Annotated in this window: 16 protein-coding genes; 7 read left to right on the top strand and 9 right to left on the bottom strand. The window is 72.5% G+C overall.

The window, feature by feature from the left end; all coding sequences use genetic code 11:
- Positions 1-9 precede the first annotated feature (9 nt).
- Positions 10-732: a sirohydrochlorin chelatase gene (locus tag FHX52_RS10575; RefSeq protein ID WP_141821842.1), complete on the bottom strand. Its 723-nt coding sequence runs from the start codon at positions 730-732 to the stop codon at positions 10-12.
- A gap of 205 nt (positions 733-937) precedes the next feature.
- Between FHX52_RS10575 and cobA the strand changes: the two genes are divergently transcribed.
- Both cobA and FHX52_RS10565 read left to right on the top strand, forming a co-directional pair.
- Positions 938-1,951: a uroporphyrinogen-III C-methyltransferase gene (gene cobA / locus FHX52_RS10570; protein WP_141821841.1), complete on the top strand. Its 1,014-nt coding sequence runs from the start codon at positions 938-940 to the stop codon at positions 1,949-1,951.
- Positions 1,948-3,126 carry a uroporphyrinogen-III synthase gene (locus FHX52_RS10565; protein WP_141821840.1) on the top strand — a complete coding sequence of 393 codons (1,179 nt, stop codon included), beginning with the start codon at positions 1,948-1,950 and terminating at the stop codon, positions 3,124-3,126. Before cobA ends, FHX52_RS10565 begins: the two co-directional genes overlap by 4 nt.
- On the opposite strand, the gene FHX52_RS10560 is transcribed toward FHX52_RS10565, so the two are convergent.
- A complete protein-coding gene (locus FHX52_RS10560; protein ID WP_141821839.1) occupies positions 3,116-3,556 on the bottom strand; it encodes a winged helix-turn-helix transcriptional regulator in 441 nt (146 codons plus the stop codon). The genes FHX52_RS10565 and FHX52_RS10560 overlap by 11 nt on opposite strands.
- A 106-nt stretch (positions 3,557-3,662) precedes the next feature.
- On the opposite strand from FHX52_RS10560, the gene FHX52_RS10555 reads away from it, so the two are divergent.
- Positions 3,663-4,532, top strand: coding sequence for an SDR family oxidoreductase (locus FHX52_RS10555; protein ID WP_141821838.1), 870 nt, complete (start codon positions 3,663-3,665; stop codon positions 4,530-4,532).
- Positions 4,533-4,903: 371 nt separating this feature from the next.
- On the opposite strand, the gene nirD is transcribed toward FHX52_RS10555, so the two are convergent.
- From nirD to FHX52_RS10530, 5 genes are read right to left on the bottom strand one after another with little or no spacing between them, the layout of a single operon-like run.
- Positions 4,904-5,329, bottom strand: a complete 426-nt coding sequence (gene nirD / locus FHX52_RS10550; protein WP_141821837.1) for a nitrite reductase small subunit NirD — start codon at positions 5,327-5,329, stop codon at positions 4,904-4,906.
- A gap of 18 nt (positions 5,330-5,347) precedes the next feature.
- On the bottom strand, positions 5,348-7,915 hold the full coding sequence (nirB, locus tag FHX52_RS10545) for a nitrite reductase large subunit NirB (protein ID WP_141821836.1): 2,568 nt from the start codon (positions 7,913-7,915) through the stop codon (positions 5,348-5,350).
- Positions 7,915-9,522 carry an FAD-dependent oxidoreductase gene (locus FHX52_RS10540; RefSeq protein WP_141821835.1) on the bottom strand — a complete coding sequence of 536 codons (1,608 nt, stop codon included), beginning with the start codon at positions 9,520-9,522 and terminating at the stop codon, positions 7,915-7,917. Before FHX52_RS10540 ends, nirB begins: the two co-directional genes overlap by 1 nt.
- Positions 9,519-11,666 (bottom strand): molybdopterin oxidoreductase family protein, encoded by a 2,148-nt coding sequence (locus FHX52_RS10535; RefSeq protein ID WP_221630537.1) that lies wholly within the window; start codon positions 11,664-11,666, stop codon positions 9,519-9,521. The genes FHX52_RS10540 and FHX52_RS10535 overlap by 4 nt, the downstream gene beginning before the upstream one ends.
- Positions 11,663-13,141, bottom strand: coding sequence for a nitrate/nitrite transporter (locus FHX52_RS10530; protein ID WP_185747184.1), 1,479 nt, complete (start codon positions 13,139-13,141; stop codon positions 11,663-11,665). The genes FHX52_RS10535 and FHX52_RS10530 overlap by 4 nt, the downstream gene beginning before the upstream one ends.
- Before the next feature lie 223 nt (positions 13,142-13,364).
- Between FHX52_RS10530 and FHX52_RS10525 the strand changes: the two genes are divergently transcribed.
- The gene (locus FHX52_RS10525) at positions 13,365-14,204 is read left to right on the top strand and encodes an alpha/beta fold hydrolase (RefSeq protein ID WP_141821834.1); all 840 of its coding nucleotides are present in this window, start codon (positions 13,365-13,367) and stop codon (positions 14,202-14,204) included.
- Positions 14,205-14,488: 284 nt separating this feature from the next.
- On the opposite strand, the gene FHX52_RS10520 is transcribed toward FHX52_RS10525, so the two are convergent.
- Together FHX52_RS10520 and FHX52_RS10515 are read right to left on the bottom strand one after the other, a co-directional pair.
- Complete coding sequence (locus FHX52_RS10520) at positions 14,489-15,202, bottom strand: LuxR C-terminal-related transcriptional regulator (protein ID WP_141821833.1); 714 nt, start codon at positions 15,200-15,202, stop codon at positions 14,489-14,491.
- Complete coding sequence (locus FHX52_RS10515) at positions 15,199-16,809, bottom strand: ATP-binding protein (protein WP_246069801.1); 1,611 nt, start codon at positions 16,807-16,809, stop codon at positions 15,199-15,201. Before FHX52_RS10515 ends, FHX52_RS10520 begins: the two co-directional genes overlap by 4 nt.
- Before the next feature lie 125 nt (positions 16,810-16,934).
- On the opposite strand from FHX52_RS10515, the gene FHX52_RS10510 reads away from it, so the two are divergent.
- From FHX52_RS10510 to FHX52_RS10500, 3 genes are all read left to right on the top strand, one after another.
- Positions 16,935-18,314 (top strand): PspC domain-containing protein, encoded by a 1,380-nt coding sequence (locus tag FHX52_RS10510; protein ID WP_185747183.1) that lies wholly within the window; start codon positions 16,935-16,937, stop codon positions 18,312-18,314.
- Positions 18,311-18,934 (top strand): hypothetical protein, encoded by a 624-nt coding sequence (locus FHX52_RS10505; protein ID WP_141821831.1) that lies wholly within the window; start codon positions 18,311-18,313, stop codon positions 18,932-18,934. Before FHX52_RS10510 ends, FHX52_RS10505 begins: the two co-directional genes overlap by 4 nt.
- 178 nt (positions 18,935-19,112) lie before the next feature.
- Complete coding sequence (locus FHX52_RS10500) at positions 19,113-21,071, top strand: M13 family metallopeptidase (RefSeq protein WP_141822166.1); 1,959 nt, start codon at positions 19,113-19,115, stop codon at positions 21,069-21,071.
- Positions 21,072-21,112: the final 41 nt, after the last annotated feature.

Below are 21,112 nucleotides of genomic sequence, written 5' to 3'. Positions count from 1 at the left end.
ATGCTCCGGTCAGCCGAGGTGGCGCTCGATGACGATGTCGACGAGCTCCGGCGGTGGGGGCTCGCCGGGCAGGAGCAGCGGTGGGGTGACGACGTCTGCGCCGCTCGCGGCGGCCACGTCGGCGAAGTAGCCGGGAGCGAGCAGGTAGGTCGCGACGACGACGCGGGGAGGTGTGACCGACTGACCGTCCTGCACGGCATACGCTGAATCGCGCTGTGCGGCAACGGCATCCGCGAGACGCGGCTCGGCGGCGGAGAGGAAGGCAGGGGTGACGGGCGACCCGACCAGGCCTGCGAGGGACTCCGCCATGGCGGCGCAGTCGGTCACAGCGCGAGCGTCGGAGGACCCGGCCGCGGCGAGCACGACGCGGTCGCCGTCGCGCAGACCCGCGGCGACGAGCCGGCGGTGCAGCAGGGCGACGAGCCGCGGGTCGGGGCCGAGCGCCCCGGTGACGTCGGTGCCCGCGCGGTCGGCTGCGATGTCGGAGAGGTCGACGAAGACGTGGTAGCCGGCCGACAGCAGCAGGGGCACGAGGCGCGCCTGACGGTCGGGCGACAACGTCCCCAGCACCTGTGCTGGGTCGGGCTGCTGGACGTCGACGAACGCCTCGTGCACCTCGAGGTCGGGCCGGGCGGCGGCGACCGCGGCGACGAGCGCAGCGACGGCCGCCTGCCCGGCAGGCGAGGCGGTGCCGTGGGAGCAGGCGATGAGGGCAGGGGCGTCGGATCCCATGCGCCCACTCTCGCACCCCGGCCGCTGCGCCACCGCACAGCGTTCACGGGCGGGGGTGAGTGGGGCGTTACCGGGGCATCGCCATCCGGAAACGCCAGCGAAACACGCCGTCCCTACCGTTGAGTCACTGCACCCGCCACACGACAGCCACGCGTCCGATGCGCCCGCCGTGCGGCATACCGGAGCCGCACGTGGGGAGGCGCACATGCTCATCGAGACCGACATCACCGGGCTGCCGGTGCTCGTCATCGGCCCGACCGGCCAGACCGACCCGGCCGTGCGTCGCTATAGGCGGGGCGGCGCCCAGGTCATCGCCGTGGAGTCGGCCTCGGGGCTCACGCCCGTCCTCGCGGAGTGGGCGCGGGTCGCGGTGCTCGTGGGCGCGGCCCGCGACTGGGGGCAGGCGAGGGCGGCGCTGGTCGGCTCGGTCCTGCTCGTCGAGGAGGCTGCGCCTAACGCCGCGCGCGGGCGGGTCGTCCTCGTCGGCGCCGGCCCCGGCAGCGCGGGCCTGCTGACCCTCGACGGGTTGCGCGCGCTCGCGGACGCCGACGTCGTGCTCACCGACCGGCTCGCGGAGGTGGGCGACGTCGCAGCGCTCGCACCGGGGGCCGAGGTCATCGACGTCGGCAAGCTGCCTGGCCACCACGCCGTCCCCCAGACCAAGATCGAGCGCATCATGGTCGAGCGGGCGCTCGCCGGTCTCACCGTCGTGAGGCTGAAGGGCGGGGACCCCTACGTCTTCGGCCGCGGCGGCGAGGAGGTCGCGGCTGCCGTCGACGCGGGCGTGCCCGTGACCGTCATCCCCGGGGTGTCCTCGGCCGTCGGTGTGCCGGGGGCTGCCGGCATCCCCGTCACCCACCGCGGCGTCAGCCACGTCGTGACCATCCTCTCCGGCCACGTGCCGCTCGAGGACGAGCGGGCGAGGGGGCTCGCGCAGCTCGGGGGCACGGTCGTCGTGCTCATGGGCATGCACAACCTCGTGCCCATCGCCGCGGCGCTCGAGCGGTCCGGCCTCGACCCCGACACCCCCGCCGCCGTCGTTGAGCGTGGATTCACGCCCGACCAGCGCAGCCTCGTCGGAACCCTCGGCACGCTGCCCGGCCTCGTGGAGCGCAACGGCGCGGCCTCGCCCGCTGTCATCGTCATCGGCGAGGTGGTGCGCCAGTCGGAGGTCTGGGCTCGGCGCGCGGGTGCTCGCGTGCTCGAGGTCGTCGGATGAGCGATGCCCGCCCCCACCCGTCCACCGCATGGTCCGATCAGCTGACCGGCCCGGACCCCGACACCGCGCGCACCGAGCCGAGCGGCTCGGTGCTCGCGGGCTTCCGCATCGCTGTCACCTCCGACCGCAGGTCCGCCGACCTCGTCGACGCCTTCGTGCGGCGCGGCGCCGAGGTGATCCACGCCCCGGCCGTGCGCATCGCGCCGGTCGACGAGGACGAGATCCTCATCGGCGACACCCGTGCCGTCATCGAGAGCCGGCCCGACATCGTGATCGTGACGACGGCATACGGCTTCCGTCGCTGGATCGAGTGCGCCGACGCCGCGGGTCTCGGGGAGGACCTCGCCCGCGCGCTCGACCGCGCCCGCATCATCGTGCGCGGCCCCAAGGCGCGGGGAGCCGTGCGCGCCGCGGGCCACGACGACGACGGCATCGCCGACGACGAGCGCACCGCCTCGACCGTCACGCTGGCGCTCGAGGCCGGGGTGCGCGGCAAGCGTGTCGCGGTGCAGCTCCACGGGCACGAGGACGTCGAGCAGCTCGAGCGGCTGCGGTCGGCGGGGGCGGCAGTGCTGACGGTCGCGCCCTACCGCTGGGTGCGACCGACCGACGAGAGCCGTCTCGGCCGCCTTGTCATGGCCGTCGCGTCCCGCGAGGTCGACGTCGTGACGTTCACGTCGGCGCCCGCGGTCGACGGGTTGGTTTCTGCCGCAGCGCAGCTCGGCATGGACGGCGTGCTCCTCGATGCGATGCGCTGCGGAGTGACGGCTGCTGCAGTCGGACCCGTCACCGCGGCACCGCTCATCGACGCGGGGATCGTGCCGATCGTGCCCGACCGCTTCCGGATGGGCGCACTCATCCGCACGGTCGTCGAGCACCTCACCCTCAACGGCATCGCCCAGGTCGACACCGCCCTGGGTCCTCTCGTCGTGCACGGCAGGGTCGTGACCTTCGGCGGCGAGACGGTGACTCTCGCGCGAGGGCCACGCGCGATGCTGGCGGCCCTCATGGCGGAGCCCGGGGCGGTGTGCACGCGGGAGCGCCTGCTCGACGAGCTGCCCGAGGCCGAGAACGAGCACGCGCTCGACATGGCGGTCAGCCGGCTGCGGGCCGCCCTGCCCGACCGGCACCTCGTGCAGACGGTCGTGCGACGGGGCTACCGCCTCAACGTGTGACGGTCGCCGCCGAGGCGGTCGCCGCGGCTGCGTTCGCGCCGGGAGCTGCGGCGGCGGCTGCCTCTGCGTCGGAGACGATGGCCGGCGCGTGGTCGGCGATCCAGGCCATGAGGGGCACCATGTGCTCGGCGAGCCCGGCGCCGCGGTCGGTCAGGGAGTACTCGACGTGCGGCGGCACGACCGGCCGGGCGTCGCGATGCACGAGGCCGTCGGCCTCGAGCTGACGGAGGGTCTGGGCGAGCATCTTCTCGCTGACCCCCTCGGCGCGCCGTCGCAGCTCGCTCCACCGCAACGCCTCGCCCTCCGCGAGGGCGAGGATGACGAGGGTGCCCCACTTGCTCGTCACGTGGTCGAGCACGGTGCGGCTCGGGCAGCCCGACGAGAAGACGCCGTCGGGGAAGTACTGGCGCAGCGGGGCACTTACTGTCATGTCAGTACCTTACTTCAAAGTGGGTACTAACTCCTGGGAAGTAGGTCGGCGTGGCCGTGGTTGTCGCCCGTGACACACCCCAGCAACCGTCCGTGAAAGGACCGCCATGAAGCTTCTCGTCACCGGTGCCAGCGGCCACCTCGGCCGCCTCGTCGTCGACTCCCTCCTCGAGCGCGGAGTGCCGGCGAGCGACGTCGTCGTCATCGCCCGCACGCCCGAGTCGGTCGCCGACCTCGCCGAGCGCGGCGTCGAGGTGCGCCGTGCCGACTACGACGACCGCACATCCCTCGACGCTGCGCTGGCGGACGTCGACCGCATGCTCCTCGTCTCCGGCAGCGCCGTTGGTCAGCGAATCGCTCAGCACACCAACGTGATCGAGGCCGCCAAGGCCGCTGGTGTGGGCTTCGTCGCCTACACGAGCATCACCCGCGCAGACGCCTCGGACCTCGTGCTGGCCGCCGAGCACCGCGCCACCGAGGAGCTGCTCGCGGCGTCGGGGCTGCCGCATGCTCTGCTGCGCAACTCGTGGTACCTCGAGAACTACACCGGTCAGGTCGGCACTGCGCTCGAGCACGGCGTCGTCCTCGGTGCTGCTGGCACGGGTCGCGTCAGCGCCGCCACGCGCGCCGACTACGCCGACGCGGCCGCGGTCGTGCTCGCGGGGGAGGGCCACGAGGGCCAGGTCTACGAGCTCGGTGGCGACGAAGCCTTCACGCTCGGCGAGTATGCCGCTGTGCTGAGCCGTGTTGCTGGGCGAGAGATCGCCTATCGCGACCTCTCGGTCGACGAGTACACCGCGGCGCTCGTCGCGACCGGACTCCCGCAGGGGTATGCCGCCGTGCTCGCCGACGGCGACCGTGGCCTTGCGCAGGGGGCGCTCTTCACCGACAGTGGCGACCTGTCGCGCCTCATCGGCCGCCCGACGACCGACCTCGAGGCCGCGCTGCACGAGGCCCTCGCCGTCACCGCCGCCTGACCCTCACCACGTCGAGAGGCCAAACCTGGTCGCCTCCCACCCGTCGAGTGGCCAAACCTCGTCGCCTCTCACGGGTCGAGTGGCCACACTTGGTCGCCTCTCATGGGTCGCGTGGCCGAAGTTGGTCGGCTTTTGGGGTCCCGGCGCGCAGGTCGGTCTGCTCGGGCTCGCCGAAAGGCCGACGGCAAGGATTGGCCTCTCGACGAGCGGGACCCGGCAAACTGTGGCCACTCGACGGGCTGGACTCGGCAAACTGTGGCCACTCGACGGGCTGGACTCGGCAAACTGTGGCCACTCGACTTTGGCGGGGCGGCATATTTTGGCCACTCGACGGGAGGGGGGCGGCGTACTTTGGCCACTCGACGTGGGGGTCAGGGGTGAGGGACGCCGAGGCGGACGAGACCGTGCTGGACGCGGACGGCATACGTCGGAAGGGCGACCTCCGGGTCGTCGAGGGCGGTGCCGGTGCGCAGCGAGAAGACCTGCTTGAGCAGCGGCGAGGCAACGGTGGGCTCGCCGGCGCGGTCGCCGGTGAGCCCGCGAGAGATGACGCCGGCGCCGGCATACGGGTCGATGTTGCCCACTGCGTAGATCATCCCGTTGGGCAGGAGGAAGAGCGCGGCCTGGCGCCCGCGCGGCAGGAGGACGGCGACGCCCCGACCCGGCACGAGCCGGGCGACAGGGCACGCCGGCACCCACTGCTTGGCGCCAGGGGCAGGCAGCACGCCGGGACGGATGACAGCGCGAGCCGTCGGGGCCACGTCGTCGACCGGGGCAGCTGTGATGAGGGTTGTCATGGTGGGTTCCCTTGCAGCTCAGACGTTCTCGCGGACGGTGGGCAGACCGAGCAGCACCGGCACCTTGCGCGGTCCTGACTCGTCGAAGGCGATGGTCGGGTCCGCCTCCTCGGGGGCGTTGACGAAGGACACGAAGCGCGAGAGCTTCTCGGGGTCGTCGAGCACCGCCTTCCACTCGTCCTGGTAGCCCTCGACGTGACGGCCCATCGCGGCCTCGAGGTCGTCCGCGATGCCGAGCGAGTCCTCGCACACGACGGCCTTGAGGTGCTCGAGCCCTCCCTCGAGCGCGTCGAGCCACGGCGCCGTGCGCTGGAGCCGGTCGGCGGTGCGGACGTAGAACATGAGGAACCGGTCGATGTAGCGCACAAGAGTCTCGTCGTCGAGGTCGCTCGCGAGCAGTTTCGCGTGCGCGGGCGTCTGGCCGCCGTTGCCGCAGACGTAGAGGTTCCAGCCCTTGTCGGTCGCGATGACCCCGACGTCCTTGCCCCGTGCCTCCGCGCACTCGCGCGCACAGCCCGAGACGCCGAACTTGATCTTGTGCGGTGACCGCAGCCCCCGGTAGCGGTGCTCGAGGTCGACGGCCATGCCCACCGAGTCCTGCACGCCGAAGCGGCACCAGGTGGAGCCGACGCACGACTTCACGGTGCGCAGCGACTTGCCGTAGGCCTGCCCCGACTCCATGCCCACGTCGACGAGGCGCTGCCAGATCGCGGGGAGCTGCTCGACCCGGGCACCGAAGAGGTCGATGCGCTGCCCGCCGGTGACCTTGACGTAGAGCCCGAAGTCCTGGGCGACCTGGCCGATCGTGATGAGCTGCTCGGCCGTCACCTCTCCGCCCGGCATCCGCGGCACGACGGAGTAGGTCCCGTTCTTCTGGATGTTGGCGAGGAAGTGGTCGTTGCTGTCCTGCAGCGCGGCCTGCTCACCGTCGAGGATGTGGTCGCTGCTCGTCGAGGCGAGGATCGAGGCGACGGTCGGCTTGCAGATCTCGCAGCCGGTGCCCGCGCCGTAGCGCGCGAGGAGCCCAGAGAAGGTGCGGATGCCGGTGGAGGCGACGATCTCGAACAGCTCGGCCCGGCTCTGCTCGAAGTGCTCGCAGAGGGCCTTCGACAGCTCGACCCCCGAGTCGACGAGAAGCTTCTTGACGGTGGGCAGGCAACCGCCGCAAGTCGTTCCGGCGCTTGTGCAGCCCTTGATCGCAGCCAGGTCGCAGGCCCCCTCGGCGATCGCGCCGCAGATCGAACCCTTCGTGACGTTGTTGCACGAGCAGATGACGGCGTCGTCGGGCAGGGCGTCCGCGCCGAGCTCGGCGCCTGCCGGAGAGATGAGCGCGCCGGGGTCGCCGGGCACCTCCCGTCCGACGTAGGCCTTGAGCGTCGTGTAGGCAGAGGCGTCCCCGACGAGTATGCCGCCGAGCAGCGTCCGCGCGTCGTCGCTGACGACGACCTTGGCGTAGGTCCCCTTGGTCGCGTCGGTGTGAACGATCTCGAGCGCCCCGGGTGTCGCAGCCATCGCGTCCCCGAAGGACGCGACGTCGACGCCGAGCAGCTTCAGCTTGGTCGACAGGTCGGCGCCGGGGAAGGTCGCCTCACCCCCGAGCAGCCGGTCGGCGACGACCTCGGCCATCGTGTAGCCCGGTGCGACGAGGCCGTAGCAGCGCCCCTCGACGGCCGCGACCTCGCCCACGGCCCAGACGTTCTCGTCGCTCGTGCTACAGGTCGCGTCGGTCGTGACCCCACCGCGCTCGCCGACGGCGAGACCCGCGGCCCGCGCGACCGCGTCGGACGGCCTGACCCCGGCCGAGAAGACGACGAGGTCGGTGAGCAGCGCCGTGCCGTCGGAGAGCTCGACGGCGAGGCGGCCGTCGTCCTGGGCGGCGATGGAGCTCGTGCCGGCACCGGTGTGCACCTGCACGCCGAGGTTGCTGATGAGGCCCTTGAGGACGGCGCCCCCGCCCTCGTCGACCTGTAGCGGCATGAGCCGCGGGGCGAACTCGACGACGTGCGGCGTGAGCCCGAGCAGGCGCAGGGCGTTGGCGGCCTCGAGGCCGAGCAGGCCGCCGCCGACGACGAGCCCGTTGGCCTCGCGCCCCTCGGAGGCCGCCCGCGCGATCGCGGCCTCGGCGCGGGCACGGATGCCGTCGAGGTCGTCGAGCGTGCGGTAGACGTAGCAGCCCTCGGAGTCATGCCCCGGCACCGGCGGCACGAAGGGATAGGAGCCGGTGGCGAGGACGAGCGCGTCGTAGGCGATGACCTCGCCCTGGCTCGTCGTGACCACGCGGGCCTCGCGGTCGATCTGCTCGGCCCGGGTGCCGAGGCGCACTTCCACGAGGTCGTCACCGGCATACGAGTTGCCCGACAGCGCAAGGGCGCTCCGGTCCCACGCGCCGACGTAGGACGAGAGCCCCACGCGGTCGTATGCCGCGTCCGCCTCCTCGGACAGGACGACGACGTTCCACGTGCTGTCGGTGTCACGCGACCGCAGGGCTTCGACGAAGCGGTGGCCGACCATGCCGTGGCCGATGACGACGACGGTGCGGGTCGCCGTGCTGGTCGGGCCGGCTGGGCGCTCGGTGGTGGTGGACATCAGGCGGCTCCTTCGGTCAGCACGGCGACGGCCGGCACGGGTTCGGGGGTCGGTGCGGTGGACGTGGCGGGCCGCGAGGTGGGCGAGGAGATGGCTGGTGCAGGGGTCGGCTCGGACGAACGCAGCCATGAGCAGAGCCCGTCGACCGCTCCCTTGCACGAACCGCACCCGGTCGTGGCCCGGGTCGCGTCGGCGAGGGCGGCGACCGTGTCGGCGCCCTGCCTGAAGGCGCCGACGATGGCGCCCTTGGTCACCGTGTTGCACCGGCAGACGACAGCCGCCCCGGGCATCTCGGCGAGGTTGACGCTCTCTTTAGCTCCGGAGCGGGTGATCGCGCGACCGAGCATGAGCGACAGGCGATCTCGGGGGACGACGGCTCCGGTGTCGTAGAGCTGGGTCAGGGCTCCTGCCGCGTCGCCGACACCGAGGAGGATGGCGCCGATGAGCCGCTCCTGACGGAGCACGAGCTTGGCGTAGCGGCCCCGGCTCGGGTCGGTGAACGACAGCACCTCGTGGCCGGGGTCGTGCACGTCGACGTCGATGGTGCCCATGCTCGCGAGGTCGATGTCGTGTGCCTTGAGGCGCGTCAGCACGCTCGTGCCCTCGTAGACGGCGTCGGGGTCGGCGCCGGTGAGGACGTCGGCGAGGACGCGCGCCTGGTCCCAGCCGGGCTGCACGAGGCCGGGCACCTCACCACGGTGCTGGGCACACTCGCCGATCGCGTGCACATGGGGCACCGAGGTGGACAACCGGTCGTCGACGACGACGGCCCGGTCGACGTCGACGCCCATGGCGACGGCGAGGTCGGTGCGCGAGCGGACTCCGGCGGCGACGACGACGAGGTCTGCGGGCAGGGCGCCCCCGTCGTCGAGCACGACGTGCGCCGGCTCGTCGTCGGTCGCGGCGTGACGGGCGACGACGAAGCGGCCGAGGACGAGCCGCGCCCCGATGCCCCGCACGACGCGTGAGAGCACGGCGCCTCCGTCGGAGTCGAGCTGGCGGTCCATCGGGAAGTCCTGCGGGTGCACGACGGTGACGTCGACACCCCGGGCGAGCAGCCCCCGGGCGGCTTCGAGACCCAGGAGTCCTCCGCCGAGCACGACTGCGGTGGAGGCAGATCGGGCGGCGTCGACGATGCGGTCGCAGTCATCGACGGTGCGGAAGGCCACGACACCGTCAGCCAGCTCGGCGTGCAGTCCGGGCGTGTCGGCATACAGCCCCTCGCTCGGGGGGACGAAGGAGGTGCTGCCGGTGGCGAGGACGAGCTCGTCCCATGCCACCACCCGCGCCTCGCCTTCGGCGTCCAGCGTCGCGGTGCGGGCGGCGGTGTCGACCGCGGTGACGCGTACCCCGGTGACGACGTCGACGTGCCGCGCAGCCCACCAGCCGTCGGGCTTGAGCCGCGTGTCGCGCGGGGTGATCGCCCCGGAGACGACGGTCGAGAGCAGCACCCGGTTGTAGGCGGCGTGCGGCTCCTCGCCGACGATCGTCACCGCGAGGCGCGACGCGTCGGGGTCGCGGTGGCGGATCTCCTCGGCGAGCCGTGCGCCGGCCATGCCGTTGCCGACGATGAGCACGTGGCGGGTCGGGCGGGTCGGGCGGGTCATGAGGCGGCCTCCAGGCGGACGGCGCACGCCTTGAACTCCGGCATGCGGCTGGTGGGGTCGAGGGCGGCGTGCGTCAGCGAGTTGGCCCGCGCGTCACCGCTCCAGTGGAAGGGCAGGAAGACGACGTCGAGACGCATGTCCTCGTCGAGCCGGACGACAGCGCGGGTGCGTCCACGCCGGCTGACGACGTCGGCGAGGTCGCCCTCGTCGAGTCCGGCTCGCGCCGCGGTCTCCGGGTGCACCTGCACGAACATGTCGCCCGCCGCCGCTGCCAGCTCGGCGACGAGACGGGTCTGGGCGCCGGACTGGTAGTGCTGGAGCACGCGCCCCGTCGTCGCAACCAGGGGGTATGCCGTGTCGTCGACCTCCGCGGGACCGGCGTGGTCGACGGCCACGAAGCGGGCGCGCCCATCGGGAGTTGCGAAACCGTCGAGGAAGAGCCGCGGGGTCCCTTGCGGGCGTTCGGTGCTGCACGGCCAGTGGAGGCTCTCGCCGGCGTCGAGCCGCTCCCACGTCACGGCCGAGTAGTCGGCCGGGCCGCCGGCCGAGGCACGGCGCAGCTCGTCGAAGACGACACGTGGGTCGGTGGGGAAGTCTGTGCTGCAACCGATCCGGCGCGCCAGCTCGCTCCACACGTCGAGCTCGCTGCGGCACCCTGCCGGCGCGCCGAGCGCCCGGCGACGGCGCAGCACGCGACCCTCGAGGTTGGTGAGCGTGCCCTCCTCCTCGGCCCACTGCAGGACCGGCAGCACGACATCGGCGATCGCCGCGGTCTCCGACAGGACGAAGTCCGACACGACGAGCAGGTCGAGGGCGCCTAGGCGCTCGGAGACGACCCGGGCATCGGGAGCAGAGACGACCGGGTTGGAGCCGTGCACGAGGAGCACCCGGGCACCGTCCTCGGTGCCGAGGGCCGCGAGCAGCTCGAACGCGCTGCGCCCCGGGCCCGGCAGGTCACGGGGGTCGACGCCCCACACGGCCGCGACGTGCGCCCGCGCGGCCGGGTCGTCGATCTTGCGGTAGCCCGGCAGCTGGTCGGCCTTCTGGCCGTGCTCGCGGCCGCCCTGACCGTTGCCCTGGCCGGTGATCGTGCCGAAGCCGGTTCCCGGGTTGCCGGGCAGGCCGAGGGCGAGGGCGAGGGCGATGAAGGCGGTGACCGTGTCGGTGCCGCTCGCGTGCTGCTCCGTGCCACGGGCACTGAGGATGTAGGCGCCGCGCTCGGTGTCGCGGGCCCGGGCCAGCGCTGCGACGGCGGCGCGCATCGTCGTCACTGCGACGCCGGTGACGCGCTCGACCCGCTCCGGCAGCCACTGCGCCGCGATCGTCCAGAGGTCCTCGAAGCCCGTGGTGCGTTCCTCGATGAAGCGGCGGTCGGCATACCCCTCCGTGACGGCGAGGTGCACCATGCCGAGGGCGAGCGCCGCATCGGTGCCCGGGCGCAGCTGCATGTGGAGGCCACCGCCGTCGAGCGCCTTGGCCGCGGTCGGCGTGAGGCGTGGGTCGGCGACCATGAGGCCGCCGGCGTCAGCCGCACGCACGAGGTGGGTGAGGAATGGCGGCATCGTCTCGGCCGGGTTCGCGCCGAGGAGGAGGACGGCGTGCGCCGACCCGATGTCGGTGATGGGGAAGGGCAGCCCCCGGTCGAGCCCGAAGCAGCGGATCCCGGCCGCGGCGGCCGAGCTCATGCACCACCGGCCGTTGTAGTCGATCTGGCTCGTGCGCAGAGCAACCCGCGCGAACTTGCCCAGCTGGTAGGCCTTTTCGTTCGTCAGACCGCCACCGCCGAAGACGGCGACAGCATCGCGGCCGTATGCCGTCTGCGTCCTCACGATGGCGTCGGCCACGACCTCGAGCGCCTCGTCCCACGACGCCGGCACGAGCTCGCCCTCCCGGCGCAGAAGCGGCGTCGTGAGTCGCCCCGGCGTGCGAAGCAGCTCGGCACTCGTCCATCCCTTCTGGCACAGGCCTCCCCGGTTGGTGGGGAACCGGCGCGGGGTGACCGTGAGGTCGGCCGCCGACGACCCGGTGAGGGTCATCGCGCACTGGAGGCCGCAGTAGGCGCAGTGCGTCTCGACGCCCGCCGGCGCGTGGCCGGTGGCCCCTGACGCCGGCGTCGCGTTCTGGGTCGTGGCGGTAGTCGTCATCGGCGGTATCGGACCTTCGTCAGCATCGCTGCAGCGACGTAGAAGACCGTGAAGACGACGAACGCCGCCGTGGCCGAGTGGCTGGCGCCCTGGTAGGAGGCCCGCAGACCGAGGTTGATGAGCACGCCGCCGAGGGCACCGATCGCACCGGCGATGCCGATGAGCGCGCCGGACATCGAGCGTGACCACGCGGTGCGCTCGACGGCCGGGCCGACGATCGCGGCTGACTTCGTCTCGAAGAGCACCGGGATCATCTTGTAGACCGACCCGTTGCCGATGCCGGAGAGGACGAAGAGGAGGACGAAGCCGCCGATGAGGCCGGCCAGCTGGAGCGGGGTCGCGGCACCCGCCGTCAGGTCGTCGGAGCGGGCCGCGAGCGTGACGATGACACCGGCGAGGGCGAGCCCGACGAAGGTCCACAGCGTCACGGCGGCGCCTCCGCGGCGGTCGGCGAGCTTGCCGCCCCACACCCGGCTCACCGAGCCGAGTAGCGGTCCGATGAAGGCGATCTGGGCGGCGTGCAGGCTCGCGGCGGCACTCTGGGCGGCCGTCGGCGCGGCGCCGCCGGTGAGGCCGGCGAGGAAGGTCTGGTTGAGCACCTGGCCGAAGGCGAAGCCGAATCCGATGAACGAGCCGAAGGTGCCGATGTAGAGCAGCGAGATGAACCACGAGTCCCGGTGGCGCAGCACCTCGAGCATCGCCCGGGGGTTCGCGGTCTGGTGGTCGAGGTTGTCCATGAAGATGGCGGCGCCGAGGCTCGCGACGGCGAGCAGCACGAGGTAGACGGCACAGACGACTTCGGGCCGGCGGTTGCCGAGCGTCGCGATGACGAGGAGGCCGACGAGCTGGATGACCGGCACACCGATGTTGCCGCCGCCGGCGTTGAGCCCGAGCGCCCAGCCCTTCATCCGCTGCGGGTAGAAGGCGTTGATGTTCGTCATCGACGAGGCGAAGTTGCCGCCGCCGAGACCCGCGAGCCCCGCGACGAGCAGGAAGGTCGTGAACGAGTGACCCGGATTGACCATGAGCCACCAGGTGAGGGTCGTCGGCACGAGCAGCGCGATGCCGCTGACGATCGCCCAGTTGCGTCCGCCGAAGAAGGCGGTCGCCATCGTGTAGGGCACCCGCAGCACCGCGCCGACGAGGGTCGGCACCGCGACGAGGAAGAACTTGTCGGCCGGGGTGAAGCCGTAGACGGCCTGCGGCATGAAGAGCACCATCACCGACCAGATCGACCAGATGGAGAAGCCGACGTGCTCCGTCGCCACCGACCAGACGAGGTTGCGCTTCGCGATCGCCTGGTTGCCGGCCTCCCAGGCCTGCGTGTCCTCAGGGTCCCAGTCGCGGATGACCCGCTTCTTCGGGGCGGTCAGCCGACGGAATCGGCTCGGCCGCTCGGTGCTCGTCGGGGTGCTCGTCGGGGTGCTCGCGGGGGTGCTCGTGGTGGTGCTGGTGGGGGTGCCGGTCGTGCTCACGGGGTTCCTCCTGAAGGGGGGCCTGGGGCCGCTGCGAGAGCGTGTGACACACGCTAGGGACGCCGTGTTGCCCCTCGACCGAGCCGCCGTGAAGCCCCCGTTACATCGCTCTCACTGCCCCGACTCCGGGCCGTGAGGTCGTGCGTGGACGTGCTCGCGCAGCCGCTCACGCAGCCCGCGCACCCCGGTGAGGTATGCCGTCCGGCGCGCGTAGGCTCGCGGCATGCCGTCCGCTACTCCCGAGACCGCCAGCTCCACGTCGCTCAACACGCTCTCGGTGGGCACGTCAGGTCCGCGGATCGCCTTCCTGCACGGGCTCTTCGGGCAGGGCCGCAACTGGACCCAGATCGCCAAGGCGGTGAGTGGGCCGCACGGCGCGGACGCGCGGTGCCTGCTCGTCGACCTGCCCGACCACGGACGCTCGCCCTGGTCGGCGGACTTCTCCTTCGCGGCATACGCCGACGCGGTGGCAGCGACGCTCCGGGCCCACGCGCCCGGGGAGGCGTGGACGGTCGTCGGGCACTCGCTGGGCGGCAAGGTCGCGATGTTCGTCGCGCTGCTGCACCCCGAGCTCGTGGAGCGTCTCGTCGTCGTCGACATCGCGCCCAAGGACTACGTCTCGCTCGAGCGCTTCGAGGGCTACATCGGCGAGATGCAGCGGCTGCCACTCGGCGAGCTGACGAGCCGAGGTGACGCGGAGGCCCGGTTCGAGGAGCCTGACGCCGGCGTCAAGGCGTTCCTCCTGCAGAACCTGCGCCGCGAGGGCCACACATGGCGGTGGCAGGTCAACCTCGACCTCATCGCCGCCGACGCCGCGCGGGGGGCGGAGTCACGCATCGCCGCCTGGCCCGAGGAGGCCGACGCGCTGCCGCCCTACGACGGGCCGGTGCTGTGGGTGGCCGGCGGCGACTCGCGCTACGTCAAGCGGGAGGACGGCGAGCGGATGCGGGCGCACTTCCCGCGCACCCGGCTCTTCACCATCAAGGGCGCGGGTCACTGGGTGCACACGGACGCGCCCGACATCATCGTCACGGCCCTGCGCCGCTTCGTCAGCACCACCTGAGCCAATCGAGAGGGGTGCGCTCGCGATCGGGACGGGGCGCCGGGGGTGAACGAGGGGGCCATGCCCAATCGAAAGAGCACTTCGTCGGGATTCGCACGCCCGGTGAGCCCGACGAACTGCTCTCTCGATTGGTGGGGGGTCAGAGGAGGCGGCGGCCCAAGGCGCTCGCGATCGGGAGGGGGCGCCGGGGGTGAACGAGGGTGCCATGCCCCAATCGAAAGAGCACTTCGTCGGGATTCGCACGCCCGGGTGTGCCGACGAACTGCTCTCTCGATTGAAGGGGGTCAGAGGAGGCGGCGCCCCAGGGCCCAGGCGGTGAGCTCGTGGCGCGAGCTGAGCTGGAGCTTGCGCAGCACCGAGCTGACGTGGGTCTCGACGGTCTTGACGGAGATGAAGAGCTCCTTGGCGACCTCCTTGTACTGGTAGCCCCGGGCGATGAGGCGCATGACCTCGCGCTCGCGGGCCGACAGGCGGTCGAGCTCCTCGTCGATCTCCGCGACCTCGCCCGCCGCCGCCCCGAAGGCGTCGAGGACGAAGCCGGCGAGACGCGGGCTGAAGACGGCGTCACCGTCGGCGACCCGACCGATCGCCGTGAGCAGCTCCTCGGCACTGATTGTCTTCGTCACGTAGCCCCGGGCGCCGGCACGGATGACGGCGATGACGTCCTCGGCGGCGTCGGACACGGACAGGGCGAGGAAGCGCACGGGCACTCCCGCCTGCGACTCGAGCCCGGCGCAGGCCCGGATGACGTCGGCGCCACCGTGCCCGTTGCCGCCGGGGAGGTGGACGTCGAGGAGCACGACGTCGGGCTTCTCCGCCGTGATCACCTGCGTGGCCGACTCGACGGCTCCGGCCTCGCCGACGATCTCGAGGCGGAAGGTCGCGGGGCTGGAGAGGCCGGCGGAGCCCGCGAGGGACGTCAGCTCCGACCGGACCCCGGTGCGGAACATGTGGTGGTCATCGACGATGACGATGCGGATGGTCCGCGGGTCGGTCATGAAGGCTGCTCCTGCGGCTCGGTCACGGATGTGGGCGGAGGGGTGGTCTCGGTTGTGGCCGGGGACGTCGGTGGCGGGGCGGCCGTCGGCGTCGGCGTCGTAGCAGGTGTCGGCGTCGCTGTGTCGGGGTCGCCGACGGGCAGGCGCAGCTCGACCTCGGTGCCGTCGGCGCGGCGCCGGATGCGGGCCGTGCCGCCGTGGCGCTCCATCCGGCCGATGATCGACTCGCGCACACCCGCCCGGTCGTCGGGCACGGCGTCGAGGTCGAAGCCGGCCCCGTGGTCGCGCACGAAGGCCTCGACGGCGTCGGGCCCCACCTCGACATAGGCGCTCACGGGCGGGCTCGCGTGTCGCACGGCGTTCCACGTGGCCTCGCGCACCGCCTTGACGAGGGCATCGAGGTGCTGGTCCATCGGCCGGTCGCCCGTGACGACGAGCTGCACGGGAACGCCCTGGAGGTCCTCGACCTCACCCATGGCCGCCGTGAGCGCGGCGCCGAGCGTGCCCGCGCGGGAGTCCTCGTCGTAGAGGTAGCTGCGCAGCTGGCGCTCCTGGGCGCGCGCGAGTCGGGCCACGGTCGCGGAGTCGGTCGACTGCCGCTGGATGAGGGCGAGGGTCTGCAGCACCGAGTCGTGCAGGTGCGCGGCGATGTCGGCGCGCTCGGTCGCCCGGATGCGTGCCGTCTGCTCCTCGCGCAGGTTGGTCCAGAGGCGCAGGATCCACGGCGCGCAGAGCACCGAGATGCCGACGAGCGCGGCGAGCACGGCACCGAGGACCTGCCACACCTCGGTGATGTTGGTGCCACGCACGAGGAGGGCCACGAGGCCGAGCAGGGTGAAGCCGAGCCCCACGACGAGCCAGATCCACCGCACGGGACGCCGGCCGCCGAGGGGGCTCGAGTCGTCGAGCTGCGACCAGAAGAAGATCGCCCCGATGACGATGGCGACCACTGGCACGACGACCTCGGCGTGCACGTCGAAGCCGGCGCTACCGAGCCAGAGTGCCGCGGCCGCCACCAGCGCGGCGACGCCGAGCAGGGTGATGACGACCGCCTGGTTGCTGTTGCGCAGCCACGACCGCAGACCGGCCAGGTCGATGCCGTGGTGCGGGTGCGGCGACACGGACGACGACCCGGTCACCCCGCTCCCCACCGTGGACGGGATCGCACCCGGTCCGGCTCCGGGGTCCGCACCGGCAGCAGGCGCACTGGTGGACGAGACCACGGTGGCGCCGACGGCCGAGGAGGCGGACGGCATACCGGAAAGGGTTGCGGCAGAACCTTCCTCGCGCATCGTGGCCCACAGGAAGATGTAGACGACGACCCCTGCGCCGAAGGGGATGCTCGAGGCGACGAAGGCCACGCGCACCCAGCCGACCGGCAGGCCGAGGTGGGCGGCGAGGCCCGCCGCGACTCCTGCAAGCACCTTGTCGCCGCGGTGGCGCACGAGCGGCGGACGCGGCTTGGCGCGCCACGCGGGCAGTGGGCCACTCGCCGGCTGCGTCGGCGTCGGCGTCGGGGTCGACGCCAGCGGCTGCGGCTGCGAGTGGAGCTGCGGTTGCTGCGGTTGCTGCACGGCGCCCTCCTCACTGCTCGATGCCGTCGTCACCTGACCATCCTCGCCCACCCCGAGGGGTGGCGGCGACCCTCTGGGCCGGGTTTGGGGGTCGCGTCAGGGTCTGCTCAGGGTCGACCCTCATGGTTGCCGCACCCGGCCGGGGCCACTCTGGAGACATGACGAACAGCAACCAGGCCCCGAGTCAGGGCCACGGCCTCGACGGCTTCTACGCAGCGCTGCGCCGGCCCGGCATCGTGCGGGGCACCGACGAGCGGTGGTTCGCCGGTGTGGCCGGCGGCATCGCCCGCTGGCTCGGCGTCGACCCCCTCGTGGTGCGCGCCGGCTTCATCCTCTTCTCCATCTTCTTCGGCATCGGCGTCACGCTCTACCTCGTGCTGTGGCTGCTCATGCCCGACGACCGCGGCCGGCTGCCCGTCGAGCGCGCGCTCAAGGACGGCGACGGCGGCTCGATCTTCCTGCTCGTCATCACCGTGCTGGCCGTGCTCGGGGGCGCCCCGTGGTGGGGCGGCGACTTCCACGGCGCGCGGATCTTCGGCTTCGCCCTCCTCGTGCTCGGCGCCTGGTGGTTCCTCACCCGCACGGACACCGGCCGCGACCTCATGGTGAACAAGCCGTGGCGCGGCGGAGGCTCCGGCGTCGGGGGCACCGGGGCGTCGACGGGCAACGCCGCCGCCAACGCCGGTGCGGCCTTCGGCGCGGGTGCCACGACGGGCACGACCGGCGCGGCCGGAGCAACCACGCCGGCCGGCATGGCCGGCACCCCCGGGGCCGACCCGGCCTCGGGCGGTGCGGGCTTCGCCTCGGCACCGAACCAGCCGTGGACCCCGGGGCCGGTCGCCGCGCCCCCGCGGGAGCGTGTGCGCTCGATCGGCTTCGCGGGTGGTCTGCTCGTCCTCGGGCTCGCGCTCGTCAGCGGTGTCGTCATGCACCAGGTCGCGACCACGGCCGGCTGGGCGGGCAACCCCACCGCCATCGGGATCGCCGCGGGTGTGGGCGTGCTCGGCCTTGCCATCGTCATCGGTGGCCTCGCCGGCCGTCGCGCCGGAGGCCTCGCCTTCTTCGCCGTCGTAGGGATGGCCGCGGCCATCGCCACCACCGCCGCACCGGCGGGGCTGACCCGGCCGTTCCAGGTCGGCGACCCGAAGCACGTCGTCACGTCGATGGCCGGGGACCAGAACTTCCAGCTCGGCCTCGGTGAGATGACCGTCGACCTCACCAACGCGGAGTACCGCGCGACGACCGTTAGCCCGGACGTCGTCACGGCCACGATGGGCGTCGGCCAGCTCACCATCGTCGTGCCGAAGGACGTCGCCGTGACCGTCAACACGCGAGCCCGGCTCGGCGAGGTCGACGCCCCGGCCGGGTCGCAGGCGCAGGGCTCGTCGATGCGCGAGGCAGACGACCCGACCCGCGTGGCCAGTGGCGGACCCGACATCGCCGAGACCCTCACCTTCGGACCGAAGGGCGCCCCACCCGAGATCGTCGTCGACGCCGAGCTCGGCATGGGCCAGATCGTCGTCCGGAGCGCGTCATGACCGAGCGCGAGCAGCCCACCACCCCAAGCGAACCCGCCGACATCCTCGACACGGAGCCCTCGATGACCCAGCACCCCGACCCGACGGCCGACCCCACCTCCTACTCGACGACAGACCCCACGACAGACCCCGCCACAGACCCTGCAGCCCCCGCCACCCCGGACCCGACAGCGAACCTGACGCCGGACCCCGTGGGCGACCCGACGACGACGATCGCGACGCAGCACACGCAGGCCGTGCCCTCCCCGACGCCCTTCCGGGTCGAGCCGGCCACCCCGGTGCCCGACGACGTCACGAGCGAGACAGCAGCCGACACCGGCGAAACTGGCGACACTGCGGCCCGCCTGTCGCACCTGCCGCCGCCCGCCCCGCAGTCCTGGGGCCAGGGGGCCGCCCCGCAGCGCACCTACGCCCAGGTCACCGTGCGCAAGGGCCCGCGCCCGGGGGCGGTCGTCCTCGGCCTGCTCGCGATGCTCGTCTCCGCCTACGTCATCGTCGTCAACGTCAGCGACGCGAGCCTCGAGTTCCGCATCGTCGGGCCCGCCCTCATCGGCGCGCTCGGCGGTCTCCTCCTCCTCGTCGGGCTCGCCGGCGTGCTCATCGGCCGGCTGCGCCGCTGAGGAGGACGTATGCCGTCCGGCGTGGGAGACGGGCCCGCGCCGGACGGCATACCCCTGCGTCCACGACACCCCGCACGGGACCCAGCGGGGCAGCGGCACGCGGGCGGCCTCGCGTGGTTAGGCTCGGCACGGTCGGGCCGGCTGGCTCGGCGACGCTGAAGGGAGCAGCCAGGTGGCCATGAAGTCCGGGATCGACCTCGATGCCTTCGACCGTTCGACGCGGCCGCAGGACGACCTCTTCCGCTTCGTCAACGGCACGTGGATCGACACGACCGAGATCCCCGGTGACCGGGCGCGCTTCGGAACGTTCGACGTGCTGCGCGAGGAGTCGACCGCGCGGGTGCGGGACCTCATCGAGGAGGCGGCCGCAGGCCACGACGGCGAGCCGGGCACGCCGCAGCAGCAGGTCGGCGACCTCTATGCGAGCTTCATGGGCACCGAGCGCATCGAGGAGCTGGGCCTCGCGCCGCTGCAGGCGCTCCTCGCCGACGTCGCGTCGGTGACCGACCTCGAGAGTCTCGGCTCGGCGCTCGGCCGCCTCGAGCGCGACGGCGTGGACGGTCCGCTCGGGCACTGGGTCGGCCCCGACCAGCGCTCGCCGGAGGACTACGTCGTCTACCTCGAGCAGCACGGGCTCGGGCTGCCCGACGAGTCCTACTACCGCGAGGAGAAGTACGCCGAGATCCGCACCGCCTACGTCGCGCACATCGGGCGGCTCCTCGCCCTCGCCGGTATCCCTGAGGCGGAGGCGAAGTCGGAGCGCATCATGGCGCTCGAGACGCTGCTCGCCTCGGCGCACTGGGACAACGTGACGACGCGCGACGCGATCAAGACGTACAACGCGCACACGCTCGACGAGGCCAAGGCTCTGGCGCCCCAGTTCCCTTGGGATTCATGGCTGCTCGGGCTGCAGGCGCCCGTGGGTTCCTTCGCCAAGGTCGTCGTGCGCGAGCCGAGCTTCGTCAGCGCGCTCGGTGCGGCGATGCAGTCCGTCGACCTCGACGACTGGCGCTCGTGGCTGACGTGGCGGGTGCTCTCGGAGTTCGCGCCGCTGCTGCCGCAGTCACTCGTCGACGAGAACTTCGACTTCTACGGGCGCACCCTGTCCGGCCAGCCCGACAACCGCGAGCGGTGGAAGCGGGGCGTGAGCCTCGTCGAGAGCTGCATCGGCGAGGCCGTCGGCCAGCTGTATGCGGAGCGCTGGTTCCCGCCGGCCGCCAAGGACCGCATGCAGCACCTCGTCGCCAACCTCGTCGAGGCCTTCCGGCGGTCGTTCTCCTCGCTCGAGTGGATGAGCCCCGAGACGCGTGCCGAGGCGATCGCCAAGCTCGACGCCTTCACGCCCAAGATCGGCTACCCCGACGTGTGGCGCGACTACTCCTCCATCGAGATCGTCGCCCACGACCTCGCGGGCAACGTGCGCCGCAGCACGGCCTTCGAGATCGACCGCAACCTCGCGAAGATCGGGCTGCCGATCGACCGCACCGAGTGGCACATGCTGCCCCAGACGGTCAACGCCTACTACATGCCGTCGATGAACGAGATCGTCTTCCCGGCCGCCATCCTCCAGCCGCCGTTCTTCGACCTCGAGGCCGACGACGCCGTCAACTACGGCGGCATCGGCGCGGTCATCGGGCATGAGCTCGGTCACGGGTTCGACGACCAGGGGTCGCGCTACGACGGCACCGGCGCCCTGCGCGACTGGTGGACCGAGGCCGACCGGGAGCGCTTCGACGCGCTGGCGAAGCGGCTCATCGAGCAGTTCAACGCCTACGTGCCGGCCGGGCTCGACGACACGCACACGGTCAACGGCGCCCTCACCGTCGGCGAGAACATCGGCGACCTCGGCGGTCTGCAGATCGGCTACGCGGCCTACCGCATCGCGACCGAGGAGGAGGGCATGCCCGAGGTCGACGGCTTCACCGGGTCGCAGCGCTTCTTCATCGGCTGGGCCCAGGTGTGGCGCGGCAAGGCCCGCGAGGCCGAGGCGATCCGCCTGCTCGCCATCGACCCGCACTCGCCCCAGGACGTGCGCGGCAACGCGGTGCGCAACGTCAGCGAGTTCCACGAGGCCTTCGCCGTGAAGCCCGACGACGCCATGTGGCTGCCGGAGGACGAGCGGGTCCGCATCTTCTGACCCCCGCTTCCCCGCAACACACCGAGCAGTCGTCAACCCCG

Origin of the sequence: Humibacillus xanthopallidus, assembly GCF_006717145.1 — a bacterium.
In the GTDB taxonomy this organism is placed as follows: domain Bacteria; phylum Actinomycetota; class Actinomycetes; order Actinomycetales; family Dermatophilaceae; genus Humibacillus; species Humibacillus xanthopallidus.
The sequence above is the reverse complement of the archived record's forward strand: the minus strand, read 5'-3'. Positions and strand labels throughout refer to the sequence as shown.

Coding starts and splice junctions, on each gene's coding strand:
- cobA (WP_141821841.1), top strand. CDS start 938: ATGCTCATCGAGACCGACATCACCGGGCTGCCGGTGCTCGTCATCGGC.
- FHX52_RS10560 (WP_141821839.1), bottom strand. CDS start 3,556: ATGACAGTAAGTGCCCCGCTGCGCCAGTACTTCCCCGACGGCGTCTTC.
- FHX52_RS10540 (WP_141821835.1), bottom strand. CDS start 9,522: ATGACCCGCCCGACCCGCCCGACCCGCCACGTGCTCATCGTCGGCAAC.
- FHX52_RS10500 (WP_141822166.1), top strand. CDS start 19,113: ATGAAGTCCGGGATCGACCTCGATGCCTTCGACCGTTCGACGCGGCCG.
- FHX52_RS10520 (WP_141821833.1), bottom strand. CDS start 15,202: ATGACCGACCCGCGGACCATCCGCATCGTCATCGTCGATGACCACCAC.
- FHX52_RS10575 (WP_141821842.1), bottom strand. CDS start 732: ATGGGATCCGACGCCCCTGCCCTCATCGCCTGCTCCCACGGCACCGCC.
- FHX52_RS10555 (WP_141821838.1), top strand. CDS start 3,663: ATGAAGCTTCTCGTCACCGGTGCCAGCGGCCACCTCGGCCGCCTCGTC.
- FHX52_RS10565 (WP_141821840.1), top strand. CDS start 1,948: ATGAGCGATGCCCGCCCCCACCCGTCCACCGCATGGTCCGATCAGCTG.
- FHX52_RS10525 (WP_141821834.1), top strand. CDS start 13,365: ATGCCGTCCGCTACTCCCGAGACCGCCAGCTCCACGTCGCTCAACACG.
- FHX52_RS10510 (WP_185747183.1), top strand. CDS start 16,935: ATGACGAACAGCAACCAGGCCCCGAGTCAGGGCCACGGCCTCGACGGC.
- nirB (WP_141821836.1), bottom strand. CDS start 7,915: ATGTCCACCACCACCGAGCGCCCAGCCGGCCCGACCAGCACGGCGACC.
- FHX52_RS10535 (WP_221630537.1), bottom strand. CDS start 11,666: ATGACGACTACCGCCACGACCCAGAACGCGACGCCGGCGTCAGGGGCC.
- FHX52_RS10505 (WP_141821831.1), top strand. CDS start 18,311: ATGACCGAGCGCGAGCAGCCCACCACCCCAAGCGAACCCGCCGACATC.
- nirD (WP_141821837.1), bottom strand. CDS start 5,329: ATGACAACCCTCATCACAGCTGCCCCGGTCGACGACGTGGCCCCGACG.